20 protein-coding genes are annotated in these 23,882 nt (G+C 66.4%); 8 read left to right on the top strand and 12 right to left on the bottom strand.

The window, feature by feature from the left end; all coding sequences use genetic code 11:
• The first annotated feature begins 237 nt into the window (after positions 1-237).
• Positions 238-1,200, top strand: a complete 963-nt coding sequence (gene ispH, locus AWB78_RS13570; protein ID WP_062605111.1) for a 4-hydroxy-3-methylbut-2-enyl diphosphate reductase — start codon at positions 238-240, stop codon at positions 1,198-1,200.
• Positions 1,201-1,213: 13 nt separating this feature from the next.
• Complete coding sequence (gene hpnH / locus AWB78_RS13575) at positions 1,214-2,368, top strand: adenosyl-hopene transferase HpnH (protein WP_062605112.1); 1,155 nt, start codon at positions 1,214-1,216, stop codon at positions 2,366-2,368.
• 186 nt (positions 2,369-2,554) lie between these two features.
• Here the strand turns inward: hpnH and AWB78_RS13580 are convergent, their stop codons facing one another.
• Complete coding sequence (locus AWB78_RS13580; RefSeq protein WP_008354281.1) at positions 2,555-2,749, bottom strand: YbdD/YjiX family protein; 195 nt, start codon at positions 2,747-2,749, stop codon at positions 2,555-2,557.
• Between the two features lie 11 nt (positions 2,750-2,760).
• Positions 2,761-4,845 carry a carbon starvation CstA family protein gene (locus tag AWB78_RS13585; protein WP_062605113.1) on the bottom strand — a complete coding sequence of 695 codons (2,085 nt, stop codon included), beginning with the start codon at positions 4,843-4,845 and terminating at the stop codon, positions 2,761-2,763.
• Between the two features lie 170 nt (positions 4,846-5,015).
• Between AWB78_RS13585 and AWB78_RS13590 the strand changes: the two genes are divergently transcribed.
• Together AWB78_RS13590 and AWB78_RS13595 are read left to right on the top strand one after the other, a co-directional pair.
• Positions 5,016-6,443, top strand: coding sequence for a cache domain-containing protein (locus AWB78_RS13590; protein WP_062605114.1), 1,428 nt, complete (start codon positions 5,016-5,018; stop codon positions 6,441-6,443).
• Entirely contained in the window at positions 6,433-7,071 is a 639-nt protein-coding gene (locus AWB78_RS13595) for a response regulator (RefSeq protein ID WP_062605115.1), read from the top strand. Before AWB78_RS13590 ends, AWB78_RS13595 begins: the two co-directional genes overlap by 11 nt.
• A 29-nt stretch (positions 7,072-7,100) precedes the next feature.
• Here the strand turns inward: AWB78_RS13595 and AWB78_RS13600 are convergent, their stop codons facing one another.
• On the bottom strand, positions 7,101-7,718 hold the full coding sequence (locus tag AWB78_RS13600) for an MlaC/ttg2D family ABC transporter substrate-binding protein (protein WP_062605116.1): 618 nt from the start codon (positions 7,716-7,718) through the stop codon (positions 7,101-7,103).
• 262 nt (positions 7,719-7,980) lie between these two features.
• Between AWB78_RS13600 and hpnN the strand changes: the two genes are divergently transcribed.
• Positions 7,981-10,641, top strand: a complete 2,661-nt coding sequence (gene hpnN, locus AWB78_RS13605; protein WP_062605117.1) for a hopanoid transporter HpnN — start codon at positions 7,981-7,983, stop codon at positions 10,639-10,641.
• Positions 10,642-10,658: 17 nt separating this feature from the next.
• A complete protein-coding gene (locus AWB78_RS13610) occupies positions 10,659-11,633 on the top strand; it encodes an MlaA family lipoprotein (RefSeq protein WP_232477702.1) in 975 nt (324 codons plus the stop codon).
• Positions 11,634-11,676: 43 nt separating this feature from the next.
• Here AWB78_RS13610 and AWB78_RS13615 read toward each other — a convergent pair whose 3' ends face one another.
• The 9 genes from AWB78_RS13615 to AWB78_RS13655 all read right to left on the bottom strand — a co-directional run bounded on the left by AWB78_RS13615 (position 11,677) and on the right by AWB78_RS13655 (position 19,523).
• Positions 11,677-12,150, bottom strand: a complete 474-nt coding sequence (locus AWB78_RS13615) for an acyl-CoA thioesterase (protein WP_062605119.1) — start codon at positions 12,148-12,150, stop codon at positions 11,677-11,679.
• Between the two features lie 127 nt (positions 12,151-12,277).
• Positions 12,278-12,934: a phosphorylase gene (locus AWB78_RS13620; protein ID WP_062605219.1), complete on the bottom strand. Its 657-nt coding sequence runs from the start codon at positions 12,932-12,934 to the stop codon at positions 12,278-12,280.
• A gap of 26 nt (positions 12,935-12,960) precedes the next feature.
• A complete protein-coding gene (gene shc / locus AWB78_RS13625; protein WP_062605120.1) occupies positions 12,961-14,940 on the bottom strand; it encodes a squalene--hopene cyclase in 1,980 nt (659 codons plus the stop codon).
• Positions 14,940-16,214, bottom strand: coding sequence for a hydroxysqualene dehydroxylase HpnE (gene hpnE / locus AWB78_RS13630; RefSeq protein WP_062605121.1), 1,275 nt, complete (start codon positions 16,212-16,214; stop codon positions 14,940-14,942). The genes shc and hpnE overlap by 1 nt, the downstream gene beginning before the upstream one ends.
• Positions 16,214-17,062, bottom strand: a complete 849-nt coding sequence (gene hpnD / locus AWB78_RS13635) for a presqualene diphosphate synthase HpnD (protein ID WP_062605122.1) — start codon at positions 17,060-17,062, stop codon at positions 16,214-16,216. Before hpnD ends, hpnE begins: the two co-directional genes overlap by 1 nt.
• 222 nt (positions 17,063-17,284) lie before the next feature.
• Positions 17,285-18,226: a GGDEF domain-containing protein gene (locus tag AWB78_RS13640; protein WP_062605123.1), complete on the bottom strand. Its 942-nt coding sequence runs from the start codon at positions 18,224-18,226 to the stop codon at positions 17,285-17,287.
• A 19-nt stretch (positions 18,227-18,245) separates the two neighbouring features.
• Entirely contained in the window at positions 18,246-18,869 is a 624-nt protein-coding gene (locus AWB78_RS13645; RefSeq protein ID WP_062605124.1) for a chemotaxis protein CheC, read from the bottom strand.
• Positions 18,862-19,230, bottom strand: coding sequence for a response regulator (locus AWB78_RS13650; protein ID WP_062605125.1), 369 nt, complete (start codon positions 19,228-19,230; stop codon positions 18,862-18,864). Before AWB78_RS13650 ends, AWB78_RS13645 begins: the two co-directional genes overlap by 8 nt.
• 110 nt (positions 19,231-19,340) lie before the next feature.
• Positions 19,341-19,523: a hypothetical protein gene (locus tag AWB78_RS13655; protein ID WP_062605126.1), complete on the bottom strand. Its 183-nt coding sequence runs from the start codon at positions 19,521-19,523 to the stop codon at positions 19,341-19,343.
• 498 nt (positions 19,524-20,021) lie between these two features.
• On the opposite strand from AWB78_RS13655, the gene AWB78_RS13660 reads away from it, so the two are divergent.
• Positions 20,022-22,280, top strand: coding sequence for a hybrid sensor histidine kinase/response regulator family protein (locus AWB78_RS13660; RefSeq protein WP_062605127.1), 2,259 nt, complete (start codon positions 20,022-20,024; stop codon positions 22,278-22,280).
• Positions 22,281-22,458: 178 nt separating this feature from the next.
• Positions 22,459-23,877 (top strand): hypothetical protein, encoded by a 1,419-nt coding sequence (locus AWB78_RS13665; protein WP_062605128.1) that lies wholly within the window; start codon positions 22,459-22,461, stop codon positions 23,875-23,877.
• Positions 23,878-23,882 lie beyond the last annotated feature (5 nt).

The raw sequence follows: 23,882 nt of genomic DNA on the forward strand, positions 1-23,882 counted from the left end.
TATTCACGGGCATCGCGCGTTTCGCCCGGCAAGGCAGGCATTGAGCACCCAAAAAGGGAACGCGTTAGAATACGCGGTCAACTTCGGCGCGCAGACCGACATTACCGTGTCTTTTTTTCCGGTCTGCTTTCCCCGGCCCTCCCGACGCTCCGAGCGTCATGGTGGTCGAGTCATCGGGAAAGCGCGAGCTTCGCGCCGGCTAACCCGAGACCCGCGTCAGTCGGAGTTCGTTCGAATATGCGTATCATCCTTGCTCAACCCCGCGGCTTTTGTGCGGGCGTGGTCCGTGCGATCGAAATCGTCGATCGCGCGCTCGAACGGCATGGCGCGCCGGTCTATGTGCGTCACGAGATCGTCCACAACCGTCATGTCGTCGACAACCTGCGCAGCAAGGGCGCGCGTTTCGTCGAAGAGCTCGATGAAGTTCCGCACGGTGCGGTCGCGATCTTCAGCGCGCACGGCGTCGCGCAGAGCGTCGAGCGGGATGCCGAGGCGCGCGGCCTCGACGTGCTGGACGCCACGTGTCCGCTCGTCACGAAGGTTCACGTGCAGGGTCGCCAGTATGTATCGCAGGGACGCACGCTGATTCTGATCGGCCACGCGGGCCATCCCGAAGTGGAAGGCACCATCGGCCAGATTCCCGGCACCGTCGTGCTGGTGCAGAGCGAAGCCGAAGTCGCGAAGATGACGCTCGCGCCCGACACGCCCGTTGCCTACGTCACGCAGACCACGCTTTCGGTCGATGACACGCGCGGCATCATCGACGCGTTGCAGCGCCGCTTCACCGATATCGTCGGCCCGGACACGCGCGATATCTGCTACGCGACGCAAAACCGCCAGGCCGCCGTGCGCGAGCTGTCGGGTCAGGTGGAGGTGCTGCTCGTGGTCGGCGCCACCAATAGTTCCAATTCGAATCGACTGCGGGAGATCGGCGCCGAGAGCGGCGTGCCGAGCTACCTCGTCGCGGACGGTTCGGAGATCAAGGCCGAATGGTTTGCGAATGTGCAGACGGTCGGCATCACCGCGGGCGCTTCGGCGCCCGAGGAAATGGTCAAACATGTGATCGATGCCCTGCGCGCGTTCGGAAACGTCGAAGTCACGACGATGAACGGCCGCGAGGAAAAGGTCGAATTCAAACTCCCCGCGAAGCTCACTCAGCCGGTCGCCGCCGTTGCGGCAGCGGCGATTCGCGAAGAATAAGGAGAGGACGCAATTGTCTATCCCGATGCTCCAGAAGGCGCGCGTTGGCGCCTACATCTTCAAGCAGCACATCACGGGCACGAAGCGTTACCCGCTCGCGCTGATGCTGGAACCGCTGTTCCGCTGCAATCTCGCCTGTAACGGCTGCGGCAAGATCGACTATCCGGATCCCATTCTGAACCAGCGTCTGTCGCTCGAAGAGTGCCTCGGCGCCGTCGACGAGTGCGGCGCGCCGGTCGTTTCCATCGCGGGCGGCGAGCCGTTGCTGCACAAGGAAATGCCGCAGATCGTGAAGGGCATCATGGCGCGCAAGAAGTTCGTGTATCTCTGCACGAACGCGCTGCTCATGGAAAAGAAGATGGACGATTACGAGCCGAGCCCGTACTTCGTCTGGTCCGTTCACCTCGACGGCGACCGCGAAGCGCACGATCACTCGGTTTCGCAGCCGGGCACGTACGACAAGGCCGTCGCGGCCATCAAGGAAGCGAAGCGCCGCGGCTTTCGCGTGAACATCAACTGCACGCTGTTCAACGACGCGGAACCGGAGCGCGTGGCGAAGTTCTTCGACACGCTCGGGCCCATCGGCGTCGATGGCATCACGGTGTCGCCGGGTTACGCGTATGAGCGCGCGCCGGATCAGCAGCACTTCCTGAACCGCGACAAGACCAAGAACCTGTTCCGGGAAATCTTCAAGCGCGGCAACAACGGCAAGAACTGGTCGTTCAGCCAGTCGACGCTGTTCCTCGACTTTCTCGCGGGCAACCAGACGTATCAGTGCACGCCCTGGGGCAACCCGGCACGCACGGTGTTCGGCTGGCAAAAGCCCTGCTATCTGGTCGGCGAAGGCTACGTGAAGACCTTCAAGGAACTGATGGAAACCACCGAGTGGGACAAGTACGGCACGGGCAAGTACGAGAAGTGCGCGGACTGCATGGTCCACTGCGGCTTCGAGGCGACCGCCGTGATGGACACGGTGAAGCATCCGCTGAAGGCCGCGAAGATCGCGCTGTCGGGCCCGCGCACGACGGGCGCGTTCGCGAAGGACCTGCCGATCGACAAGCAGCGTCCGGCCGAGTTCGTGTTCTCGAAGCATGTGGAGATCAAGCTCGAGGAGATCGGTCGCGCGCAGAAGAGCAAGGGCGCGAAGACGGCGGCGGCGGTGAATTGAATCGTTGAATCGACGCTGTAGCGATGTGAAGGGCGGGTGGCTTTGGTCATCCGCCCTTTTGCTTTTTTGTTGTTTGTCGCTGGCCTCGCCGGCGCGTCAAAAACTGTGCTCTCCCCTCCAATCAAAAAAAAACGCGACGGCTCATCACCGTCGCGTTTTCATCGACCGCCACCGGGCAGCATCAACTCAGCAGCACTTGCCCGCCCCCGATCCATACCTCGCCTCCTGCCGCTCGCGAAAAAACTCCGCGTACGACATCACAGGCTTGTCCGGATGCGTCGTCTGCATGTGCGTGACGTACGCGTCGTAGTCGGGCATCCCGACCATCAGGCGCATCGTCTGGCCGAGATACCGTCCTGCTTGTCGAAGATCGCTGAACATGGTCAGGTCCCTCAATGTCCCGAACGAACCGCGGCGCTCGCGCCCGCGGGCATCGCTTCGAACGGTGTCTCGCGCACCGTCGGTTTCGTTTCGCGGCGCGCGCGCAGCACGGCCAGCACGCCATACACCGCGATGCTCACCACCACGAAGATGAACAGCCCGGCGAGTGCCGCATCGACATAGTCGTTGAAGATGATGCGCTGCATCTCGGCGAGCGACTTCGCCGGCGCCATCACCTTGCCCGCGTCGTAGGCGTCCTTCAGCTTGCCCGCGTGCGCGAGGAAACCGACCTTCGGATTTGCATCGAAAATTTTCTGCCAGCCGGCCGTCAACGTGCAGATCAGCAGCCAGATGGTCGGCACGAGCGTGACCCACGCATAGCGCTCGCGCTTCATCTTGAACAGCACGACGGTGCCGAGCATCAGCGCGATGCCCGCGAGCATCTGGTTCGAGATGCCGAAGAGCGGCCACAGCGTGTTGATGCCGCCGAACGGATCGACCACGCCCTGATACAGGAAGTAGCCCCACGCGGCGACGCACAGACCCGTCGCGACGAGGTTGGCCGGCAGCGATTCCGTGCGGCGCAGCGCCGGATGGAACGTGCCGAGCAAGTCCTGCAGCATGAAGCGGCCGGCGCGCGTGCCTGCATCGACGGCCGTCAGGATGAAGAGCGCCTCGAACAGAATGGCGAAGTGATACCAGAAGGCCATCATCGCCGGGCCGCCGATCACCTGATGCAGAATGTGCGCCATGCCGACCGCGAGCGTCGGCGCGCCGCCGGCACGCGCGACGATGGTCGTCTCGCCGACCGCCTTCGCGGTCTCCGTCAGCATCTCCGGCGTCAGCACGAAGCCCCAGCTCGTCACGGTCTGCGCGACCGCTTCGGGCGTCGAGCCGAGCAGCGAGGCCGGGCTGTTCATCGCGAAGTACACGCCGGGCTCGATCACGCAGGCGGCGACGAGCGCCATCATCGCGACGAACGATTCCATCAGCATCGCGCCATAGCCGATGAAGCGCATGTTGACTTCGTTATCGACCATCTTCGGCGTCGTGCCCGACGAGATCAGCGCGTGGAAGCCCGATACCGCGCCGCACGCGATCGTGATGAAGAGGAACGGGAACAGGTTGCCCGACCACACCGGGCCGCTGCCATCGACGAACTTCGTGAAGGCCGGCATCTTCAGCTCCGGCGCGACGATCAGAATGCCGATCGCGAGGCCGAGGATCGTGCCGATCTTGAGGAACGTCGACAGATAATCGCGCGGCGCGAGCAGCAGCCACACCGGCAGGACGGACGCGACGAAGCCGTAGCCGATCAGAATCCACACGAGCTGCACGCCGGTGAACGTGAAGTACGGCGCGAGCGTCGCCGATTCGGCGACATGCCCGCCGTAGACGATCGCGAGCATCAGGCCGACGAAGCCGATGATCGACACCTCGCCGATACGCCCCGGCCGGATGTAGCGCGTATAGACGCCCATGAACAGCGCGATAGGAATCGTCGCGGCAACGGTGAACGTCCCCCACGGCGAATTCGTCAGCGCTTTCACGACGATCAGCGCGAGCACCGCGAGAATGATCACCATGATGAGGAACGCGCCGAAGAGCGCGATCACGCCCGGCACGGTGCCGAGCTCCATCTTGATGAGATCGCCGAGCGAGCGGCCGTCGCGGCGCGTCGAGATGAACAGGATGATGAAATCCTGCACCGCACCCGCGAACACCACGCCGGCGAGAATCCACAGCATGCCGGGCGTGTAGCCCATCTGCGCGGCCAGCACCGGGCCGACGAGCGGACCCGCGCCCGCGATCGCCGCGAAGTGATGGCCGAACAGCACGAACCTGTTGGTCGGCACGTAGTCGAGGCCGTCGTTGTGACGCACGGCCGGCGTCATGCGCAGGCCGTCGAGCTGCAGCACCTTGCCCGCGATGAAGCGCGAGTAGAAACGGTAAGCGATGAGATAGACGCAGACCGCCGCGATGACGATCCATAGTGCGCTGATACGCTCGCCGTGCGCGAGCGCGATGGTGCCGAATGCGAACGCGCCCAATAGCGCGAGCGCGATCCAGACCAGGAATCCGGAAGCCCGATTCATGGCGTCTCCTTTGAGTATTGTTTAGCCCTTGGGGTAAGCCCTTGGTGCCGTTCAATGCGCCGCGACGACGCATTGGGCGGTAGTATTCGCCTTCGCCAAGGCGCTTACAAGCGCACAACTACGTAACCGAACTACGTAGAATCACGTAGCAAGAATCGCTTCATGGGCCGATGAATCTCAAGGCAAAGATCTTTCTGCTGGCGATCGTGCCGTTCGCGCTCGCGATCGGCGGGATCACATACGGGGTGCGCCAGCAAGCGGAGGCGCTCGCGCGGGCGCAGCACGAGACCACGCAGGCCGCGTACATGTCGAGCAAGGAAATCGAGCTGCGGCATTACGTCGAGATCGCGAAGAGCGCGATCGCGCCATACTACGACGCCCCCGCCGGCGATCCGCGCAGCGACGAGGAGCGCCGCCGCCTCGCGCTCGACGCGCTGCAGCGGCTCGACTTCGGCCAGGACGGCTATTTTTTCGTCTACACGATGCACGGCACGTCGCTCATGCATCCGCGCCAGCCCGATCTCGTCGGACGCGATCTCTGGCTGATGCGCGATCCGAACGGCGCGCTGACCATCCAGGAGCTCATCAGGCAGGCGTCGCAGGGCGGCGGCTATGTGCGCTACGTGTGGCGCCGGCCGTCGACCGGCCTGATCGCGCCGAAGCTCGGCTACGTCGTGCCGCTCGAACGCTGGGGCTGGATGATCGGCACGGGCATCTATCTGGAGGATGTCGAAACGACGCTCGCGCGCATCGACTCGCGCGCGGCCGCGAACATCGACCGCACGCTGATGTGGATCGCCGCGATCGCGCTCGCCGGGCTCGCGATCATCGCCGTGTGCGGCGCGGTGCTCAACATCAGCGAGCATCGCAGCGCGGACGCGAAGCTCAAGCTGCTCGCGCGGCAAGTGGTGGACTCGCAGGAACAGGAACGCGCGCGGCTGTCGCGCGAGCTGCACGACGGCATCAGCCAGATGCTCGTCTCGGTGAAGCTGCTGCTCGAATCGGCGCTCGCGCGCTTCGAACGCGGCGCGGCACGCGAACCGACCGCCGAAGCCGCGCTCGCGACGAGTCTCGGACGGCTTTCCGGCACGCTGCGCGAAGTGCGCCGCATCTCGCACGCGCTGCGCCCCGCGATGCTCGACGATCTCGGTCTCGCCGCCGCGCTCGATCAGCTCGCGCGCGAACTCGACGGCCAGGACGGCATCGAAGTGCGCTTCGAGTCGCTGGAAGACGGCAAGCCTTGTGCGCCGCAACGCGCGACGCTGCCCGATCCCGTCAACACCGTGCTCTTTCGCATCGCGCAGGAAGCGCTGACCAACATCACGCGGCACGCGCAGGCATCGCGCGCGGCGCTCACGCTGAATCTCGCGGTGCACGCCGTCACGCTCGACATCACCGACAACGGCCGCGGCTTCGACGCCCACAACGCATTCTCCGATCCGGCGTGCGGCGTCGGCCTGCGCAACATGCGCGAGCGGCTCGATACGCTCGGCGGTGAACTCGCGGTCAGCTCGCAGCTCGGCCGCACGTCGATCACGGCGACGGTGCCGCTGCCGCTCGCCGCCCCGAATCTCGAAGGACATTCCGATGAGCGCTGAATCCGCCCGCATCATTCTCGTGGACGACCATCCGCTCGTGCGCGACGGCTTGCGCGCGCGCCTCGACTCCGTGCCGCACCTGCGCGTGATCGGCGAGGCGGGCAACGCGAAAGAAGCGCTCGCGCTCGCCGCCGACGAATCGAACCCGCCCGATCTCGCATTGATGGACGTGGGCATGGCGGGCATGAGCGGCATCGAACTCGCGGCGCTTTTTCACGAGCGCTTTCCGGGCATCCGCGTGCTGATGCTGTCGATGCACGACAACGTGGAGTATGTGAAGCAGGCAGTGCGCGCGGGCGCGGGCGGGTATGTGCTGAAGGATTCGCCCGCCGCCGAGATCATTCAGGCGATCGACGCGGTGCTCGCCGGCAAGACCTTTTTCAGCGCGGGACTCGCCGCGCGGATGATTCAGGCACAGTCGCTGCAGACGCCGCGCGAACGCCTGACGCCGCGCGAGCTCGAAATTCTCGATGCGCTGGCCGAAGGACTATCGAGCAAGCAGATTGCGCAGCAGCACGGATTGTCGGTGCGCACGGTAGAAACGCATCGGCTGAATTTGAAGCGCAAACTGGATATCGACGGTCAGGCCGAGCTGATCAAATACGCGGTGGAGCACCGCAGAACATGAAGCCGGCCCGACCCGATCACTGGCAAGCGTCAGCCCGCGGAACGGGCGTTGTGCTCGGAAAGGAACTTGATGAGGGCGTCGACGCCGCCTTTCTGCAACTGGCCGGCGAACTGTTGCTGATAGACCTGGATGAGCCATGCGCCCATCATGTCGATGTCGTAGATTTTCCAGCCTTGCGGCGTCTTTTGCAGGCGGTAGCGCACGGGATTGTCGCCGCCCGTGGAAATGACGTGCGATTCGACGACCGTGTCTTTCGTATTGGCGTCGATGTTGGGGGCGTCGAACTTGAACTTCACGTCCTGATCGCGCAGTTGCGCAAGCGATGCCGCGTAGGTACGGACCAGAAGCGTCTGGAACTGGTCGTAAAGCTGCTTCTGCTGCTCGGGTGTGGCGCTCGCCCACGCCTTGCCGACCGCGATGCGCGTCGTGCGCTGGAAGTCGGTGGCGGGCACGAAGCGCGTTTCGACGAGCTGCGTGATCTTCGCCATGTCGCCGCCGCGCGCCTGCGGATCGGCCTTCATTGCGTTGACGGTGCCCTCGACGGCGTTCTTGACCACGGCATCGGGAGTCGATTGCGCGAGCGCCTCGCCGGTGAAGGACATCGAGGCAAGAAGGAAAGCGAAGCAAACAGAAAGATAGCGTTTCATGGCACCCGTTCTCTGATCAGGTTTGGTGGCGCGGGTCGTGCGGCCTTCGGACGATGCAAGGGCGACCGGATGGCTGCAAGGTCAGTATACCGACACCGTGGCGGTACAACAGTTCAAGCGCAGTGCGTTGGAGCGCGCCCGGTATACTTGCGCGGCACCCCGCGTCGTCTTGCGGACCTGTTTCGGAATCCGGCGGTGGGCATCATGCAATTCGCGCGCCCAACGCGCGCAAACATAACAGGACACACCAGGTAGCGTCTTCATGCTGACGTCCAACATTACCCGCTTCGTTACCATCGCCATCCGCCGCCCGGCGTGGATTATCGCCGTTTCGCTGTTGCTCGGCGTGCTGTCCACGATTTATGTCGTCAATCACTTCAGGATCAGCACCGACGTCAGCCAGCTGATCGAAAAAGAGCCCGAGTGGACCGCGCGCAACAAGGCCATCGATGAAGCATTTCCGCAGCGCGGCGCGACACTGCTGATCGTCGTCGAGGCGCCCGCGCAGGAATTCGCCGATGCCGCCGCCGGCGAGCTCGCCGCCGCGCTCGCGAAGGAGCCGGACCGCTTCAAGTCAGTGTCGCAGCCCGCGGGCGGCGCGTTCTTCGAGCACAACGGCCTGCTCTATCCGCCGACGGACGAAGTCGAGCAGATCACGAAGCAGCTCGTGCAGGCGCGCCCGCTCATCAACACGCTCGCGCACGACCCGACGCTCACCGGGCTCGCGCAGACGCTCAACACCACGCTCAATCTGCCGTTGACGCTCGGCCAGGTCAATCTCGGCCAGATGGCCGGCCTCCTCGGCAAAAGCGCGACCGTGCTGGACCGCGTGCTCGCGAATCAGCCCGCTGCGTTCTCGTGGCGCAATCTCGCGAATTCATCCAAGAGCGATGCGCCCGGACGCGCGTTCGTGAGCGTCCTGCCGGAGCTGAACTTCAATGCGCTGAAAGCGGCGGCGGGCACATCGGACGAGATTCGCGCGAAGGCCGCGGAACTCGGCCTCGACAAGAAATACGGCGCGACGCTGCATCTGACCGGCGCGCAACCGCTCGCCGACGAAGAATTCGCGTCCGTCCAGGACGGCGCCGTGCTCAACGGCGTGCTGACCTTCCTCGTCGTGCTGATGATCCTCTGGGTCGCGCTGCGCTCGAAGCGCATGATCCTCGCGGTGTTCATCACGCTGTTCGTCGGGCTCGCGATCACCGCGGCGCTCGGCCTCATGATGGTCCACGCGCTCAACATGATCTCGGTCGCGTTCATGGTGCTGTTCGTCGGCCTCGGGGTGGACTTCGGCATTCAGTTCGGCGTGAAGTATCGCGAGGAGCGCTACCGGCACAGGCGCCTCGATGTGTCGCTCGCGGAAACCGCGCGCCATGTCGCCGTGCCGCTCACGCTCGCCGCCGCCGCGACCGCCGCGAGCTTCTTCTCGTTCCTGCCGACCGCTTATCGCGGCGTCTCGGAGCTCGGGCTGATCGCGGGCGTCGGCATGTTCGTCGCCTACTTGACCAACATGACGCTGCTGCCCGCGCTCATCAAGGTGTTCGCGCCGCCGGGCGAGGCGCATTCGCCGGGCTTTCCGGTGCTCGCGCCCGTCGATGAATTCCTCGACAGACATCGCAAGCCGGTGCTGATCGGCACGCTCGTCGTCGTGATCGGCGCGCTGCCGCTGCTCTTCGATCTGCGCTTCGACTTCAATCCGCTGCATCTGAAGGACCCGCATACCGAGTCGATGGCCACGCTCCTCGCGCTCAAGGATACGCCGCAAGGCGCGGTGAACGACGTCGCCGTGCTCGCGCCCTCGCTCGAGGAAGCGGACCGCATCGCCGCGAAGCTTGCGAAGCTGCCGGAAGTCGAAAGCGCGACGACGCTCTCCTCGCTCATTCCCGCCGATCAGCCGAAGAAGCTCGAGCTCATCAAGGCCGCCGCCGATCAACTGCTGCCCGCGCTCGATCAGCCGACGGCATCGCCCGTGACGGACGCGGTGCGCGTCGCGGCGTTGAAGCGCGTGTCGAGCCAGCTTTCGCTCGCCGCCGACGAGCATCCCGGCCCGGGCGAGAAGGAAGCGAAGCATCTGTCGCAGACGCTCGCGAAGCTGGCGCAAGCCGACGCCGCCGCGCGCGACCGCGCCGAGCACGCGATGGCCGAGCCGCTGCGCCTCGCGCTCGCGCAACTGCGCGCGCTCCTCACGCCGGCCGAGATCACGCGCGCGACGCTGCCGCCGCAGATGGTCGCGTCGTTCGTGACGCCGCAGGGCCAGGCGCTCGTCGACGTATCGCCGAAGACGCCGCCGGGCGTCGATCCGAACGACGACACGCTGCTCGCCCGTTTCGCCGATGCCGTGCAGAAGGCCGAGCCCGATGCGATCGGCGGGCCGATCTCCGTGCGCCATTCGGCGGAGACCATCATCAAGGCGTTCGAGCAGGCCGCGCTCTATTCGCTCATCGCGATCGCGGTGCTGCTGTGGATCGCGCTGCGCCGTTTTGGCGATGTCCTGAGAACTTTGGTACCGTTGCTCGTTTCCGCGATCGTCACGCTCGAGTTGTGCGTCGTCTTCAGAATGCCGCTCAACTTCGCGAACATCATCGCGCTGCCGCTCATGCTGGGCGTCGGCGTCGCGTTCAAGATCTATTTCGTGATGGCGTGGCGCTCGGGCCAGACGCGGCTCCTGCAGTCGAGCCTCACGCACGCCGTCATGTTCAGCGCGGCCACCACCGCGACGGCATTCGGCAGCCTGTGGTTCTCGCATCATCCGGGCACGTCCAGCATGGGACGGCTGCTGGCGCTGTCGCTCTTCTGCACGCTGATCGGCGCGGTGGTCTTCCAGCCGGTTCTGATGGGCAAGCCGCGCAAGGTGCGCGCGGCCGACCGGGCGAAGATGCGGGCGGCGCAACGCCATGACAACCTAAGAGGAATTGAAGAATGAAGTGGGGATCGACGGGCATGACCGCTCGTGCAGTGCGCAACCTGGGATTGAGTCTGGCGATCGCGGGCGCGCTCGCGACCGCGGGCTGCGCGACCGGCCCGGACCGAAATCCGAAAGACCCGCTCGAGCCGATGAACCGCAAGATCTTCACGTTCAACGACACGCTCGATACGTATATCGCGAAGCCGGTCGCGCAGTTTTACGTCGATTACACGCCGAGCCCGTTCCGCACGGCCGTCAGCAACTTCTTCTCGAACCTCGGCGATTTCTCCAACTTCGCCAACAACCTGCTGCAGCTGAAGATCACCGACGCGACGCAGGACTTGATGCGGATCGCGATGAACTCGTTTTTCGGCATCGGCGGTCTGATCGATATCGCATCGCCGGCGGGCCTGCCGAAGCATCATCAGGATTTCGGCCTGACGCTCGGGCACTATGGCATGCCGTCTGGACCGTATCTGGTGCTGCCGCTGCTCGGGCCGAGCTCGTTCCGCGATTCGACGACCTGGCTCGTCGACTGGCGCGTGAATCCGTTGAGCTATTCGGGTGCGGAGATTCGCTGGCCGCTGTTCGGCCTGAACTTCGTGAGCGCGCGCGCCGATCTCATCGGCGCCACCGATCTGCTGTCGGCCGCCGCGCTCGACAAGTACGCGTTCGTGCGCGATGCGTACACGCAGCGTCGTCAGTATCTGCTGACGGGCGGAGGCGCGGACTCGCTGCCCGATTACGGCGACGAGGGCGCGACGGCACCCGAAGGTGCGAGTGCACCGGAGGGTGCGAGCGCGCCGGGCGAAAGCGGCGGCGGCAGCAAGGAGCAAGGCCTGCCGACGTATGTCGATCCGGGTGCGGCGGCATCGCCTGCGGGCGGTGTCGGTGGGAAATCGCCCGCGCCCGAAGAGAAGGCGCCGAAGGGCCAGCCGTCGCCGAGTTCGAGCAAGGGGCAAGGCTTGCCGCAGTATGACGATCCCGCGGCGCAGCCTGCGGGGAAGTGAACGTCTCCAAATGAAAACGGGCGCCTCGGCGCCCGTTTTGTTTTTAGTGTGCCGCTTCCTCGACCTCTTCCTCGACGAGATCATCCTCCGACCACTTCGGCGCCTCCACCGCGCGCTGATCGCGGCGATACGCTTCGAACAGCTCATCGGCGTAGCGGATCTGCGTGCGGCCATGCGCTTCGGGCTCGCCCTGCTCGTTCAGGTTCACGAACACCATCTTCTCGACGGTCAGAATGCTCTTGCGTGTGATCTTGTTCCGCACTTCCGCGCGCAACGTGATCGATGTACGGCCGAAATGCGTCGCGGTGATGCCGAGTTCGATGATGTCGCCCTGACGCGCCGAACTCACGAAGTTGATCTCGGACATGAACTTGGTGACCACGCGCTGGTTGCCCAATTGCGAAATTGCGTAGATCGCGGCTTCCTCGTCGATCCAGCGCAGCAGGCTGCCGCCGAACAAAGTGCCGTTCGGATTCAGATCTTCCGGCTTGACCCACTTGCGGGTGTGAAAATTCATTTGCGGTACCTCACTTTCCTTGCTGCGGGCGTCCTGAGACCTGCCAGGACACGCGCGTTTGATTAGGGTTTTCCCTGATTATACTGATGTGAGGGTTAACCCGCAGAAAGCAAGACCCGAAGGCAGTTCAACCAACTACCAACGCCCGCGCCGTTTCCATCGCATGCCGCGCCTGCACGAGCGTCGCTCGCGCCTCACGGGCGTCGGATGCGAGTCGCAGCAGCGCGCCCAGTTGCGCCGGATCGCGCAGCAATTCGCGCAGGATCGGACCGATCGCGGTCGTGCCGTCGTCGCGCAGGCCCGCCGTCGCGGCAGGCGGCAAGGTCCGCCACGCCGGATCCACCACGGCGCGGCACACCGCGAACGGCAAGCCGCGCGCAGTCGCGATAGCGCCGGCGATATGCGATTCCATATCGACGGCGAGCGCGCCCGTCGACGAATGCAGCGAGCGCTTTTCCGCCTCGCTCTTGACGGGCGCCGTGACGCCCGCCATCTTGCCGCGCCGCGTCACGCGCTCGACGGGCGTGCCCGCGAACGCATCGACGATGCGCGCCGACCACGCCGCATCGGTGCGCAGCTCGCCGAACGGCCCGCACACACTCTCGGCAACGATCAACGCGCCCGGCGCGAGATCCGGCGCCAGCCCACCCGCGGTGCCGAAGCTGACGATGCCCGAGCAGCCGCGCGCGATCGCGTCGGACAGCGCGCGCTCGAGCCAGTCGGCGCGCGCCGCGAACACGACATCGACGCCGCGCCCGCGCACGATCTTCGCCTCGAACGCCATGCCGGTCACGGCGACGACGGGCGCGTTCACATCGCCGCCGTCACGCGCGTAAGACCGTCGCGCGTCAGATTGCGGTAGCGCGCGAGCGCCCACAGCGGGAAGAACTTGCGGTATCCGTGGTAACGCAGATAGAACACGCGCGGAAAACCGGTGGCGGTGAAACGCGTTTCGTCCCACAGGCCGTGCTTCTGCTGCGTGCGAATCAGATAATCGACCCCGCGCGCGACCGCCGGATGCTCGACGAGCCCCGCCGCCATCAGCCCGAGCAGCGCCCACGCGGTCTGCGACGACGTGCTCGGCGCCTGCTCGTAACCGCGATAGTCGAGCTTGTAGCTGTCGCCGTCCTCGCCCCAGCCGCCGTCCGCGTTCTGAATGCCGACGAGCCAGTCCGCCGCGCGCTGCATGCGCGGATCGGTCGGCGCGACGCCGGCCGCGTTCAGCGCGGACATCGCCGACCAGGTGCCGTAGATGAAGTTCATGCCCCAGCGGCCGTACCAGCTTCCGTCGCGTTCCTGGCCCTTCACGATGTAATCGAACGCGCGGCGCGCCGGCTCGCTGTTGAGCGACGTCTCGCCGAGCTGCGCGAGCATCGACAGGCAGCGCGCGGACACATCGACGGTCGGCGGATCGAGCAGCGCGCCGTGATCCGAGAACGGAATGTTGTTGAGGTAGTACTGCGTGTTCTCCGGCTCGAACGCGCCCCAGCCGCCGTCGCTGCTCTGCATGCCGACGACCCATTCGCGCGCCCGCGCGATCGACTCGCCGTACATCGCGGTGCCGTTCTCGCGGTCGGCGCGCTCCATCGCCATCGCGACGACGGCGGTGTCGTCGACGTCGGGATAATGCGGATTCGCGAACTGGAACGCCCAGCCGCCCGGCCGCACGTTCGGGCGACGCGAGATCCAGTCGCCGCGCACGTCGAGAATCTGCAGCGGCAGCAGCCATTCGAGGCCGCGCGTCACCGCCGAACGCGCCTTCGGCATGCCGGTTTCGAGCAGCGCGTGGGCCGCGAGCGAGGTGTCCCACACCGGCGACAGACACGGCTGGCAATACGCTTCGCCGTCGTCCGCTTCATCGACGATGAGCAGCTTGTCGAGCGACTTGCGCGCGATCGCGCGGTTCGGATGCTCGGGCGGATAGCCGAGCACGTCGTACATCATCACCGAGTTGGCCATCGCCGGGAAAATCGCGCCGAGGCCGTCCTCGCCGTTCAGACGCTCGTCGACGAAGCGCACGGCTTCGTCGATCGCGCGCTCGCGGCCGGCGTTCGGCAGCAAGGGATCGGCGACGCGGAGGATCGCATCGACCACGCGGAAGAACGCGAACCAGCCGCGGCTCTGATGCCCCGAGCGCGACGGCATGCCCGTATTGACCGGCGGATTCGTGAACACTTCGTCGATGCGCACGCCGCGCGGATTGCGCGCGCGCGGGCGCTTCGCGTTGAGCACGAGCATCGGCACGATCACCGTGCGCGCCCAGTACGACACCTTCGACAGGTGGAACGGGAACCACATCGGCAGACGCATGATCTCGACGGGCATCATCGGCACCGCGCGCCACGACACCACGCCGAACAGCGCGAGCAGGATGCGCGTGAACACGTTCACCTTCTCCGCGCCGCCCGCGGCGAGAATCGCGCGGCGGGCGCGCTGCATGTGCTCGGCGTCGGGCGAATCGCCGATCATCTTCAGCGCGAAGTACGCCTTCACGGTCGCTGAGACGTCCATCGCGCCGTCGGCGAAGAGCGGCCAGCCGCCGTCCTCGCGTTGAATGCGCCGCAGATAGCGGCCGATCTTCGCTTCGAGCTTCTCATCGGCAGTCTCGCCGAGATAGTGGACGAGCAGCACGTATTCAGCGGGAATGGTTGCGTCCGCTTCGAGTTCGTAAAGCCAGTAGCCGTCGGGATGCTGCGCCGCGAGCAGCGCGTCGGTGGCCCGGTTGACAGAGGAATCGAGCGAGGCGCCCGACACCTGCGCGCCCACGGCCGACAGGGATAAATCGTTCATCAGCGTTCCATCGATGGGTTCAACAGCACGTCCGCGGCCTTATGGCCTGAGCGGATCGCGCCTTCGATCGTCGCGGGCAGACCGGTCGCCGTCCAGTCGCCCGCGAGCGTGAGATTGTGCCAGCGCGTGCGCGTGGCGGCCCGCAAGCCTTCCTGCGCGGGCACGGCGGCAAACGTCGCGCGAGGCTCCGCGACGACTTGCCAGGGCGGCATCGGCATGGCGGGCAGGCGCACGGCCTTCGCCGCTTCCTGCCACACCAGCGCCGCGAGTTCCTCATGCGGCGTCGCGAGCCAGGCGCCGGCATTCGCGAGCGTGACGGACAAGCGCCCATCGACCGCGAAAATCCGGTCCGACATGCCGTTGACGAGCCACGTCAGCGGGGCAAGTGCGCCCGGCGCGTCCACGGCGAAATGCACCGTCATGATCGCGCGCCATTCCTCCGGCGCGCTCAGGTCCGGCACCAGACCGCGGGCCGCATCGGGCGGCACGGCGAGTACGACGCCATCGCCCGGTGCGAGCGCGACCGGCTCCGCGCCCTCGAAAGCCAGCGAGCTTACACGCTCGTTCGAATCCGTGCCCGAAACCCCGATGCCCGCGACGCGCGAGCCGAGCCGGATTTCCGCGCCGCCGTACTGCAGAAGCCGCAGCGCCGGCTCGACGAACGCATGCGACAGCCCGCTTTTCGCGACGAGCGGACGGCACGCCTGACCGCCCTGCGCCACGGTCTCGCGCAGCAGGCCGGCGGCGAGCGCCGCGCTCGCCTCGGCGGGATCGGCGTTGAGCATCGCGCGCAACAGCGGGCGCACGAGCACATTCCACACGCGATCCTTCCGCTGCACCGATTCCTCCACCGTGCGGCCCGGCTTCGCGAAGAAGAGCGGCAGGAACGGCAGGTAATCGGCGGGCTGCGTGCCGGGCACGCGCGCGGCGGCGTCAAAGATCCAGCGCGGCAGGCGTCCGGACGACATGCGGATCGTCCATGTATCGGCGGTCGCGAGATCGAAGAAGGGATACTCGGGCAGTGTCGGACCGATCAGCGTGCCCGCCGCGCCGATCGTGCGCAGATAGGCCGTCGCCGATTGATTGCCCGACAGCAGCAGATGATTGCCGTTGTCGAGCGTAGCGCCGAGTCTGGCATCGAAGTAAGCGCGGCAGCGGCCGCCCGCGTGAGGCGCCGCCTCGTGCAGCACGACGCGCGCGCCGCGCCGTTGCGCTTCCACCGCGGCGGCGAGGCCGGCCATGCCCGCTCCGACGACGAAGACCCGCCGGGACATCAGATCAGATTGCGCGCCACGATCCACAGCAGGCGCGAACGCGGCGTGCGTACGCGCGTGCGCGGCAGGTCGAAGCCGCGTTTGAGATTGGCGTCGAGCACGGTGCAATACGCCGCCGACATGATGCGCGGCGCGCGCACCTGAGCGCGCGGCGACGCGGCCATGATCGCGCCGGACTGGGCGTAGTGGCCCTTCGCGCGCTCGGCGAGCACGGCGCACACGCGCGGCAGACGCGCATCGGCGACGATGCTGGCCGGATCGCTGGTGGAAATGCCTTCGCGCGCGAGCAGTTCGCGCGGCAGATACACCCGGCCGATTTCCGCGTCTTCGTCGATATCGCGCAGGATGTTGGTCAGTTGCAGCGCGCGCCCGAGGTGGTGCGCGAGCCGCCGTCCGGCGTCCTCGTGCATCCCGAAAATCCTCACCGATAGCCGTCCGACGGCGCTCGCCACGCGATCGCAGTAAAGGTCGAGCGTGGCTTCGTCGGGCGCGACGATATCGCCGGCGGCGTCCATCGCCATGCCGTCGATCACGGCCTGGAAGTCGTCGCGGGAAAGGCGGAAGGTCTGGATGTGTCGCGCGAGCGCCTCGAGCGATTTCTTCGGCGTGCCGGCGTAGCACGCGTCGATGTCCTCGCGCCACTGGTCGAGCGCGAGCGCGCGCTCACGGCGCGGCAGCGTGCCTTCGTCGGCGATATCGTCGACCGCGCGGCAGAACGCGTAAATCTGGTACATCGCGTCGCGCTGCGCGGCGGGAAGGATGCGCATCGCGAGATAGAACGAGCTTCCCGACGACGTTTTCGCGGCGTCGGGAGCAGGATCGTCGGCGATGATGTTGGAAACGGCCAAGACGAACTCCGCTGTGGCGCCCCCACGGGCAAATTAAGAGATCAGGCGCCGGTCTCGATGCAGCCCGATGCGCGCGGAACCACCTTGGCGCTGTGTAGGAATGATCGAGGGGAAAAGCCGGCGCGAGCCGGCTGCGACTGCGCCGGAAGCGGCAAAGAGTATATCAATACTTTGCGCAATTGCGCCGGTGCGGGGCGCGGCCCGGGCCGCCCGAAAAGACCGTCAGGCGAAGCCCACCGCCCGGTTGCGCCCTTCGCGCTTGGCCGTATAAAGCGCCGCATCGGCCTCGTTGATGAGCGCCTCGTACGACGACGTCGCGCCGGTGCGCGCCCGCGCCGCCCCGACGCTCGCCGTGACCGGCACGCGCGCGCCCTGCACGTCGACGGGCGTCTCGCAGATTTCGCGGCGCACTTTCTCCGCGACGATCATCGCGTCCTCGAAGTTCGTGCACGGCAGGAGCAGTGCGAATTCCTCGCCGCCGAAGCGCCCGAACACGTCCTGCACGCGCACGCTCTTCGCGACACGTTCCGCCATCACGCGCAAAACCGTATCGCCGACGAGGTGGCCGAGGTCGTCGTTGATGCGCTTGAAGTGGTCGAGATCGAAGAGCAGCATCGACAGTTCGCCGCCGTAGCGCTGCCAGCGCGCGAATTCATCGGCGAGGCGCAGCTCGAAATAGCGCCGGTTCGCGATGCCGGTCAGGCCGTCGCGGTCCGCGAATTCCTGCAGCTTGGCAACGGCTTCGTCGCGGGCGCGCTGCATCATGCTCGCGTGCGTCGCATCGGAAATCGTCACGCACACGGCGCGCACCTCGCGATCGAGCGTGAGCGGCATGAAGGTGCAGTCCTGCTGCATGAAATCGACGCCGCCGGTGATCGGCCGGTCGTGATCGAACTTGAAGAGATACGGGCGCTGTTCCCACGAGCTGAACGCGAAGCTGCCGAGCTGGAACACGCTCTCGACCTTGCGCGTGAACCACACGCGCGGCAGCTCCGGAAAACTCGCGAAGATCGATTTGCCGATGACCTGCTCGGACGTCCTGCCGCTGTGGTCCTGCATGAAGCGGTTCCACATCAGCACGTTCAGGTCGCGGTCGAGCACGAAGATGCCGAAGCCCACGCGCTCGATCACGAGTTCGGAGAGCGCGTGCCGCAGTTCGTCCATGCTCACGATGGCGTCCCTTTCAGAGGCTCGAGAGAAGCGCGTCGAGCGCTTCGTTCAGATGCGCGATGGCGTCCTCGGCCATCAGCATCACCAGATGCGCGCGGAAGCTGTGGTCCTCGAGCGCGAAATTCACTTCGAGCAGAAGCGCCGTCTTCCACGCGAGCATCGCGGGCTGGAAGACATCGTCGAGCCCGATTTCCGAGCCGAGCATGCCCGGCGGCGAAAAGATCGGCGAGCGGCCGAGGCGGTCGAGGATGCACGACACGCACGCGCCCATCAGCACGGTGGCGACGTCGAAGATGAGCTCGGTGCGCGTCGTCGCTTCGTAGGTGGATTTCGTGTACGGATCGTCGACGAGCGCGCACAGCTGATCGACGCTGCCGCTCTTGCACAGCACGATCGCCTCGCCCTTGATGTCCGAGCGAAACCCCTGCCGCACGGCCGTGACGGTATCGGTGATGCCGGTCATCTCCGCGAGCGCGGCGGACGCCTCGGCGACGCTCACCACGCGCACACGCGGCACCGAAAGCTCGATGAACGTGCCGAGCAGCGTCGAGAGGCGCGTCGCGGCCTGGCCCATCGCCATGTTGGCGACTTCCTGCAGCGCGTCGCGCTGGTCTTCGTTCAGGGCGGGTTCAACCATGGAGTCCGTACTCCTTCAAAACGGGACGCAGCGCTTCGGGCGTCACCGGCTTCGGCAGGAAGGCGATCGCGCCGAGCGCGCGCACCCGCTCCTGGGCCAACGGCTGCACATCGGCGGACACGACGATCACGAAGGTGTTCAGGTCCTCGTGCTGCAGGGCGTCGAGCACCTGATAGCCCGTCATGTCGGGCATCGTGAGATCGAGGAACATGACCGAGGCGCGGCCCGCCCGATAGTGCTCCAGCGCCTCGCGCCCGTTCGTCGCGTATGAGATCTCGACGTCCCAGTCCGGCGGCAGCGAGCGCGTCAGCACCTTGCGCGCAAGCAGGGAATCATCGGCAATGACAATCGGCAACGGCATGGTCGGCAGGATCTCTTGAGCGGTTTTTCGGGCTGGGACGGTGTTGTCGGCACGCACGGCATGCTCTCGCATGTGATTACGGCATCCGCGCGGCGATCTTTAGGCGATATTCACGGCGCTATCGGCGCGAGTCCCTTCGCCCGGCGCGAATGCGGGCGCTGTCGGAGATTCAGCTCGGCCGCGATGAGCCACGCGCGGCGCTTGTGGACGTAGGCGCGCCATGCGGCGGGCGTACGCTGTGCAACCAGCGTGCCCGCGGCGCGCGGTGCATGTGGAATCCCGATCGGCGTCATGGTGACTGCCCCGTGCGTGATCCGGACGTGCCGGACCGTGGCCTTTTCTCCTCGCTCGGTCGCGCTGCGTGGCGGCGTTTTCGCCGCAAGCGTGACTGCTCCCCGGCGCGCGCCGCGAGGCTGCTTTGTTTTCCGAAAACGCTCTGGCGGCGTATATGTCGGACGATTCCATTGTCTGACTATCAGAATGTCAAAGCAACTCGACAGAGCCACTAGCCGGAATCAATCCAACTAAAGATGCGCTTAATTGGGATTAATTCACTCACAAGACTCTAGCGAAAGCACTTTTTATGCTTTTGTGTACGTTTGCGCTTCCGATAATCTCGCTAACTGCGCGCCATGCCCGAGGTTTCACCCGATCGCCTCACGCAGCATGACCGTCGCATCGGCACGCTTCGTGCGTGCCCGTTGCGGTTGCACCGCGCGCTCACGCGCACGCCCGTCCCGACGTACGAAAAGCGTGGGCTCAGGGTAAGTTTTTCCAATTCGCTGCCAAAAATGACGCCGCAACGTGAGGAGTCCGACGCCCATCCCGCCGCGCAGTCATGGCAGGAGGAACCGCCTTTTCCGGTGGTTCCGGAGCGCAACTTCGCCGCGCAGCGCATGACGCTGTACGCGCTGCTCGTCGCCGCGATCGTGCTGCCGTGCGTGTACGTCGCCGTCACCGCCTTCACGGATTACCGCGCGCGCGTCACCGATGCCACCGAGTTCGTCGCGCGCAATGCCCGCGTCGCCGAGGAGCACGCGCTCAAGGTCTTCGATCTGAACGTGACCCTGAACGAGCGCATCGTCGATCTGCTCGGCGGCCTCGACGCCGACGCGATCCGTCGCGATAGCGCGACGATCCACCAGCGCCTCCGGGCGATCAGCGTCAACTATCAGCAGGTCGCGGCGGCGTCGGTGTTCGGCCCGGACGGCAAGCTGCTCGCGACGAGCCGCACGTATCCGACGCCCGACGTCTCCGTCGCGGACCGCGACGACTTCGGCGGCCTGCGCGCGGGCCGGCAGATCGAGCAGATTTCGCGCGTGACGACCGGCCGCGTCGCCGGCGAGCAGGTGTTCAACACGACGACAGCGCGCCTCACGCCCAGGGGCAAGTTCGACGGCATGGTGTCCATCGCGCTAAGGCCGTCGTACTTCGCCGCGTTCTATCGCGAGCTGATCGGCGACAACCCGAGCGTCTCGCTCGGCCTTTCGCGCTCGGACGGCGAAGTGCTCGCGTGGTATCCGCCGCGCCCGCCCGGGCGCATGACGCTCGCGCCCGGCTCGCCGCTGCGCGAGGCGTTCGGCACGGGACGCAGGAGCGGCGTCGTGAGGATCGTCTCCGGGCTCGACAATCAGTTGAAGATCGTCGCGTTTCGCCGCGTCGGCACGTATCCGGTCTACGTGTCGAGCGGCTATCCGATCGCGACGATCTGGGACGCCTGGTACCGGCATCTGAGCGTGCTCGCGCTGTCGGTCTTCGCGCCGTGCGTCGTGCTGTGGGGCGTCATCGGCCAATCGCTGCGGCGGCTCGCGACGGAAGAGGAAGCGTGGGAACGCTGGCAGGCCGAAGCGTCGATGCGCCGCTCGATCGAATCCGCGTATCGGCAGGCGCGCAAGATGGAGGCGCTCGGCAATCTCGTCGGCAGCGTCGCGCACGACTTCAACAACCTGCTGATGATCCTTTCGACCAACGTGCAGATCGCGCGGCGGCGCGGCGCGCCCGGCCTCGACCGCGAACTGGCCGCGATGGAGCGCGCGCTGAAGGGCGGCCAGTCGCTCACGCGCCAGTTGCTCGGCGTCGCGCGCAAGCAGCCGTTGCGCAGCGAGATCATCGCCATCGGCAAATGGGTGCCGGCGGGACGCGAGCTGCTGCGCGCATCGCTCGGGGCGAAGGTCGCGCTCAACGTCGAGGTCGCGCCGGACGTGTGGTCGATCCGCGTCGATCCGGCCGAGCTGGAGCTCGCGCTCATCAACGTCGCGGTGAACGCGCGCGACGCGATGCCCAACGGCGGCACATTCACCGTGCGCGCCGACAACGTGCGCTTTCGCCATGAGGACGGCTTTCCGATCACCGGCGAATTCGTGCAGATCACGCTGGAGGACAACGGCTCCGGCATGAGTTCGGACGTGCTCGGGCGCGCGTTCGAGCCGCTTTTCACGACCAAGCCGAAGGGCATGGGCACCGGCCTCGGCCTGCCGCAGGTGTTCGCGTTCTGCGAACGCGCGGGCGGGCTCGCGACCATCGACAGCGCGATCGGCGCGGGCACCGCCGTGCGTCTGTATCTGCCGCGCGCGGCGGCGGCGGGCGCGCCGGGCGCCGACGTCGCGCAGGAAGAGGTGGTGGCGCAGGAAGCGGACGGCCTGCGCGTGCTGCTCGTCGAGGACAACGAAGAAGTCGCCGCCGGCACCGAGGCGCTGCTCACGATGATGGGCCACCACGTCACTTACGTCTTCAACGCCGACGCCGCCGCCAGCGTGCTCGAAACCGCGCGCGCCGACGCCGCCGCCGACTTCCCCTTCGACGTCGTGCTGTCCGACATCCACATGCCCGGGCAGATGAACGGCATCGATCTCGCCGAGATGCTGCAGCGCTTCGAGCCGCATCTTCCGGTGATTCTCGTCACGGGCTACGCGGAAGAACTCGACCGCGCGCGGCAGGTCGGTGCGCGCGTGCTCTCGAAGCCGTTCGACATCGCGCTGCTCGATTCGCTGCTGCGCGCGATCCGCGAGCGCCGGCAGGACACGCGCACGGCCCGCTCCGTCGAGCGTTGAGCCTGTCGATTTTTGTACGCGCGGTTGTAAAAGCGCCGTCCGATTTCCGCAGGCTGTCGTGCCCGCGCGAGCCCTTCGCGACGCGCGCCCATCCGGCACGCGAGTTGCGTGACGGAGCGGTACGTGCGGCAATCGAACGTTGCCGATCCCGGAATACCGCCCATCGCAGGAGGCGTAAATGCGACACACCGTCATCGGAGTTTTCGACACTTTCGCGCAAGCCGAGGACGCGCGCTCGGCCTTGATCGCCGCAGGCTTCCCGCGCGGGGATATCGAACTGCAAGCGAACCCCAGGCGCGACGATGCCGCCGAGCCTTCCGACCTGTCCGATGCCGAGACGCATCGGGAGCCGGGCGTGCTCGCGAACATCGAGCGCTTTTTCAGCATGCTTTTTGGCGGACGCGATCAGCCGCCCGAAGTCGCGCACTATTCCGAGGCCGTGCGGCGCGGCGCGGTGCTCGTCGCGGTCGATACGCCTAGCGTCGAGCAGGCGGACATCGCGCGCGCGACGCTGACCGACCGGGGCGCGATCGATATCGACGAACGCGCGGCAAGCTGGTCGACGCTCGGGCACGGCACGCCCGCAACGCACGCCGCTGCGGACGACCGCGATCATTCGATACTGGACGAACTCGGTCTCGGACGCGGCAGCGCGGTGCCGGGACGCGATGCGGTGAACGAACCGGATCTGACGTCATCGCGCGCGCGGGCTTATCCGCGCGCCGATGTCGGCGATCCCGCCGAAGTGCCGCTCGGCGATCCGTACTCGCGGAACGACCCTGCGACGCTCACGCCGCGCGATTACGTCAGCGATCCCGCCGACGATCCGTTGATGCCGCAGGGCGGAATGCAGTCGCAATCGCAGTCGTGGGGACAGTCTCAATCCCAGTCGATGATGAGCGAAAACGAGCGCGCATCGCGCGACCCGCTCGCCGGACGCGATCCCGTGACGGGCCGCGATCCAATGGCGACCACCGGCATCGATCCGCTCGCGGCGCGCACCGAGCTCGCCGGCGAATCGATCTCCGAACGCGATGCGCTCGCGGGCCGCGATCCGTTGCGCACGACGGGCGCCGTCCCGCCGGAACGCGCCGCGATGAACGAGCCGCCGAGAGATCCGCTGCCGGGCGTGCGCACCGACACGGCTTCCGAATGGCGCTCGGTCGAGCCGCTCAGCCCGCTCGACGAACCGGCGGCGCCGTATCAGGCGGGCGCGGCGCGCGCGGCGGGATCATCGCCCGATCCGGTCGCGGCTTCCGCCGGGACGCAGGCGACGGGACCGGTCGGACCTGCGGCCACGACGGGTCCGCAAACCGTGCCCAACGAATCCATGGTGTACGAAGAGGACTTCCGCGCCGATTATGAATCGAAATATTCGGCGACGGGCGCGCCCTACGAGGACTATCAGGGCGCGTATCGCTACGGCGCGACGCTCGGCAACGACGACCGTTTCCGCAGCCGCGCGTGGGACGATCAGATGGAGTACGAGACGCGCCGCGACTGGGAAAGCAGGCATCCGGAAGGCGATACGTGGGAGCGCTTCAAGGCCGCGATCCGTCACGGCTGGGATCGCGTGACGGGACATCATCACGTCTGATTCAC

It is taken from the genome of Caballeronia calidae (genome assembly GCF_900044055.2).
GTDB lineage: Bacteria > Pseudomonadota > Gammaproteobacteria > Burkholderiales > Burkholderiaceae > Caballeronia > Caballeronia calidae.

Excerpts from the sequence above, each read along its gene's own strand:
- ispH (WP_062605111.1), top strand. The coding sequence starts at position 238 with ATGCGTATCATCCTTGCTCAACCCCGCGGCTTTTGTGCGGGCGTGGTC.
- AWB78_RS13580 (WP_008354281.1), bottom strand. The coding sequence starts at position 2,749 with ATGTTCAGCGATCTTCGACAAGCAGGACGGTATCTCGGCCAGACGATG.
- AWB78_RS13585 (WP_062605113.1), bottom strand. The coding sequence starts at position 4,845 with ATGAATCGGGCTTCCGGATTCCTGGTCTGGATCGCGCTCGCGCTATTG.
- AWB78_RS13590 (WP_062605114.1), top strand. The coding sequence starts at position 5,016 with ATGAATCTCAAGGCAAAGATCTTTCTGCTGGCGATCGTGCCGTTCGCG.
- AWB78_RS13595 (WP_062605115.1), top strand. The coding sequence starts at position 6,433 with ATGAGCGCTGAATCCGCCCGCATCATTCTCGTGGACGACCATCCGCTC.
- AWB78_RS13600 (WP_062605116.1), bottom strand. The coding sequence starts at position 7,718 with ATGAAACGCTATCTTTCTGTTTGCTTCGCTTTCCTTCTTGCCTCGATG.
- hpnN (WP_062605117.1), top strand. The coding sequence starts at position 7,981 with ATGCTGACGTCCAACATTACCCGCTTCGTTACCATCGCCATCCGCCGC.
- AWB78_RS13610 (WP_232477702.1), top strand. The coding sequence starts at position 10,659 with ATGACCGCTCGTGCAGTGCGCAACCTGGGATTGAGTCTGGCGATCGCG.
- AWB78_RS13615 (WP_062605119.1), bottom strand. The coding sequence starts at position 12,150 with ATGAATTTTCACACCCGCAAGTGGGTCAAGCCGGAAGATCTGAATCCG.
- AWB78_RS13620 (WP_062605219.1), bottom strand. The coding sequence starts at position 12,934 with ATGGCGTTCGAGGCGAAGATCGTGCGCGGGCGCGGCGTCGATGTCGTG.
- shc (WP_062605120.1), bottom strand. The coding sequence starts at position 14,940 with ATGAACGATTTATCCCTGTCGGCCGTGGGCGCGCAGGTGTCGGGCGCC.
- hpnE (WP_062605121.1), bottom strand. The coding sequence starts at position 16,214 with ATGTCCCGGCGGGTCTTCGTCGTCGGAGCGGGCATGGCCGGCCTCGCC.
- AWB78_RS13640 (WP_062605123.1), bottom strand. The coding sequence starts at position 18,226 with ATGGACGAACTGCGGCACGCGCTCTCCGAACTCGTGATCGAGCGCGTG.
- AWB78_RS13645 (WP_062605124.1), bottom strand. The coding sequence starts at position 18,869 with ATGGTTGAACCCGCCCTGAACGAAGACCAGCGCGACGCGCTGCAGGAA.
- AWB78_RS13650 (WP_062605125.1), bottom strand. The coding sequence starts at position 19,230 with ATGCCGTTGCCGATTGTCATTGCCGATGATTCCCTGCTTGCGCGCAAG.
- AWB78_RS13655 (WP_062605126.1), bottom strand. The coding sequence starts at position 19,523 with ATGACGCCGATCGGGATTCCACATGCACCGCGCGCCGCGGGCACGCTG.
- AWB78_RS13660 (WP_062605127.1), top strand. The coding sequence starts at position 20,022 with ATGACGCCGCAACGTGAGGAGTCCGACGCCCATCCCGCCGCGCAGTCA.
- AWB78_RS13665 (WP_062605128.1), top strand. The coding sequence starts at position 22,459 with ATGCGACACACCGTCATCGGAGTTTTCGACACTTTCGCGCAAGCCGAG.